This window comes from Natrinema soli (assembly GCF_028618695.1).
In genome coordinates this window covers 1-2,793 of record NZ_JAQIVI010000361.1, presented here as the reverse complement: position 1 = coordinate 2,793, position 2,793 = coordinate 1, and the positions used below count along the sequence as shown (strand labels likewise).

2 protein-coding genes and 2 pseudogenes are annotated in these 2,793 nt (G+C 67.1%); all 4 read left to right on the top strand.

The window, feature by feature from the left end; genetic code table 11:
- Window positions 1-216, top strand: a pseudogene (locus PGX04_RS20655) (histidinol-phosphatase); the annotation flags it as partial.
- Between the two features lie 165 nt (window positions 217-381).
- Complete coding sequence (locus PGX04_RS20650) at window positions 382-1,428, top strand: thiamine pyrophosphate-dependent dehydrogenase E1 component subunit alpha (RefSeq protein WP_273740227.1); 1,047 nt, start codon at window positions 382-384, stop codon at window positions 1,426-1,428.
- Window positions 1,425-2,432: an alpha-ketoacid dehydrogenase subunit beta gene (locus PGX04_RS20645; protein WP_273740226.1), complete on the top strand. Its 1,008-nt coding sequence runs from the start codon at window positions 1,425-1,427 to the stop codon at window positions 2,430-2,432. The genes PGX04_RS20650 and PGX04_RS20645 overlap by 4 nt, the downstream gene beginning before the upstream one ends.
- 12 nt (window positions 2,433-2,444) lie before the next feature.
- A pseudogene (locus PGX04_RS20640) lies at window positions 2,445-2,793 on the top strand (NAD(+)/NADH kinase); the annotation flags it as partial.

Sequence of the window (2,793 nt, the reverse complement as noted above, 5' to 3'; positions counted from 1 at the left end):
GTCCCGGAGCTCAACGCCGGGCGGGCGCTCACCGACGCCGAGATCGTCCACCCCGCCGAACCGTTCCTGACGGTGCTTCGCGATCACGACGTCGCCGTCACCCTCGGCACCGACTCGCACCATCCGACCGAAATCCCCGAGCGCGCAGACTTCCTCGCCGCGTTCGTCGACGAGACCGGCCTCGAGCCGGTGACCCCCGACGGGCTCGAGCGGTAGCCGACGGACGAAACGGAAGCGACTGTCGTTCCGAGGCGATCGGTCGCCGAGCGAGAGTATCGTGTATCGGTGAATTTCACGAACTCTGTACTGACCACCAGGTGGTATTACTGCCTTATATCTATTAGATATATGGTCCATGATATCGTACCGCAAGACGGTCACATGGCAAACTTTGACCTCGAGAGTACGAACGGTCGACGGGAGGCGTTGCGCCGGATGGTAACCATCCGGGCATTCGACGAGGAAGCAGGAGAACGGTTCGCGGACGGCGAAATACCGGGGTTCGTCCACCTCTACATCGGCGAGGAGGCGGTCGGCGTCGGCACCTGTGCGTCGCTCGAGCCGGACGACTACATCGCGAGCACGCACCGCGGACACGGCCACTGCATCGCGAAGGGGCTCGATCCGAACTACATGATGGCGGAGCTCTACGGCAAGGCTGAAGGCTACTGTAACGGTAAGGGCGGTTCGATGCACATCGCCGACGTCGACGCCGGGATGCTCGGTGCGAACGGCATCGTCGGTGCCGGACCGCCGCTGGCGACCGGCGCGGCGCTGTCGATCGACTACCAGGACCGCGATCAGGTCGCCGTCGGCTTCCTCGGAGACGGCGCCGTCGCGCAGGGACAGATCCACGAGGCGATCAACCTCGCCTCAACGTGGAACCTGCCGGCGATTTTCGTCGTCGAGAACAACCACTACGGCGAAGGCACGCCGGTCGAGAAACAGCACAACGTCGAGAACCTGAGCGATACGGCCCAGGCCTACGATATCCCCGGCGTGACCGTCGACGGTATGGACGTCACCGCCGTCGCGGAAGCGGTCGCCGAGGCCCGATCGCGAGCTCGTGCCGGTGACGGGCCGACGATGATCGAAGCCCAGACGTACCGCTACCGCGGCCACTACGAGGGCGACGAGGAGCCCTACCGCGACGGGCCCGAGATCGAACGCTGGAAGGACCGGGACGCGATCGAGTCGTTCAAGGATCGACTGATCGAGCGCGGCGAACTGACCGCCGACGAGTTCGACGAACTCCGATCCAAGGCCGAGTCGACGATCGAGGACGCGGTCGAGTTCGCACAGGCGGCGGATCCACCGGAGCCGAGCGCGGCCTACGAGGACATGTTCGCCGATCGACCGCCGGAACTCGACCGATTCGCACCCACTGCGCGGACCGACGGCGGTGCCAACGGCGGTGAGCGCCGATGACCGCACAGACGGAAGCGGAACTGGGGCTCGAGACCGAGACGATGACCGTTCGGGAGGCGATCCGACAGGCCCTCCGTGAGGAACTCGAGCGCGACGAGGACGTCTACGTCATGGGCGAGGACGTCGGGCTCTTCGGCGGCGTCCTCGAGGTGACCAGCGGTCTCTACGAAGAGTTCGGCGAGGAACGGGTCCGGGACACGCCCATCAGCGAGGCAGGCTTCATGGGGGCCGCGACCGGCGCGGCCGCAACTGGAACGCGACCCGTCGTCGAGCTCATGTTCTCGGACTTCGCGGGCGTCTCGATGGAGCAGATCATGAACCAGATGGCGAAGATGCGCTACATGTTCGGCGGCAAGGCCGACATGCCGGTCACCGTCCGGACCACCGAGGGCGGCGGGATGGGCGCCGCCAGCCAGCACTCGGGCACGATCCACTCCTGGATCGCGCACTTCCCGGGACTGAAGGCCGTCGTTCCGGGAACTCCCGCGAGCGCGAAGGGGCTGACGAAGGCCGCCATCCGATCGAACGACCCCGTGTTCGTCTTCGAGAACAAGATGATCTACGAGCAGTCGGGCGAGGTGCCGACCGACGAGGAGTTCACGGTCCCGCTGGGGGAGGCGGCCGTCGAGCGCGAGGGCGAGGACGTCATCGTCGTCGCCTCGCAGCGACTCGTCGGCGAGTCCCTCGGCGCGGCCGAGACCCTCGAGGGGGACGTCAGCGTCGAGGTCGTCGATCCGCGCTCGCTGTACCCGTTAGATATCGAGACGATCGTCGAGAGCGTCGAGAAGACGGGGCGGCTCGTCGTCGCCGACGAGAGCCCGCTGTCCTACGGCACTCACGCGGAAATCGTCGCGCGCGTCCAGGAGGACGCGTTCTTCAGCCTGGACGCACCGATCCAGCGGGTCGGAACCCCCGATACGCACATCCCGTTCAGTCCGCAACTCGAGCAAGAGGTCCTGCCCGGCGACGACGACGTCAGGGCGGCGATCGAGCGGATCGCGTAGCGGGGTCGACGCGTGGTAGCCATCGGTCTGCTCGTCAACCCCGCCGCTGGCCGCGACATCCGCCGCCTCACCGGCGGCGCAAGCGTCGTCGACGACTACGCGAAGCGCCGGGTCGCCGAGTGCGTCCTCGACGGCCTGACCGTCGCGGGCGATCCCCTCGAGGTCCTGATCATGCCGGATCGGGCGGGGATCGCCGATCACGTGGTCGCGGAAGCACCCGACGAAATCGAAGCGACGACGCTCGAGATGCCCGTCGAGGAGACCGCGGCCGATACCCGTCGAGCGGCGGCCCGGTTCCGCGAGGCGGTCGACGTCGGCCATCGAGACGCCCGCCATCTCGGCGGCCTCGGTCGCGTCGGGT

What these genes read in the sequence shown, in the direction of transcription:
- PGX04_RS20650 (WP_273740227.1), top strand. Translation starts at nt 382, where the DNA reads ATGGCAAACTTTGACCTCGAGAGTACGAACGGTCGACGGGAGGCGTTG.
- PGX04_RS20645 (WP_273740226.1), top strand. Translation starts at nt 1,425, where the DNA reads ATGACCGCACAGACGGAAGCGGAACTGGGGCTCGAGACCGAGACGATG.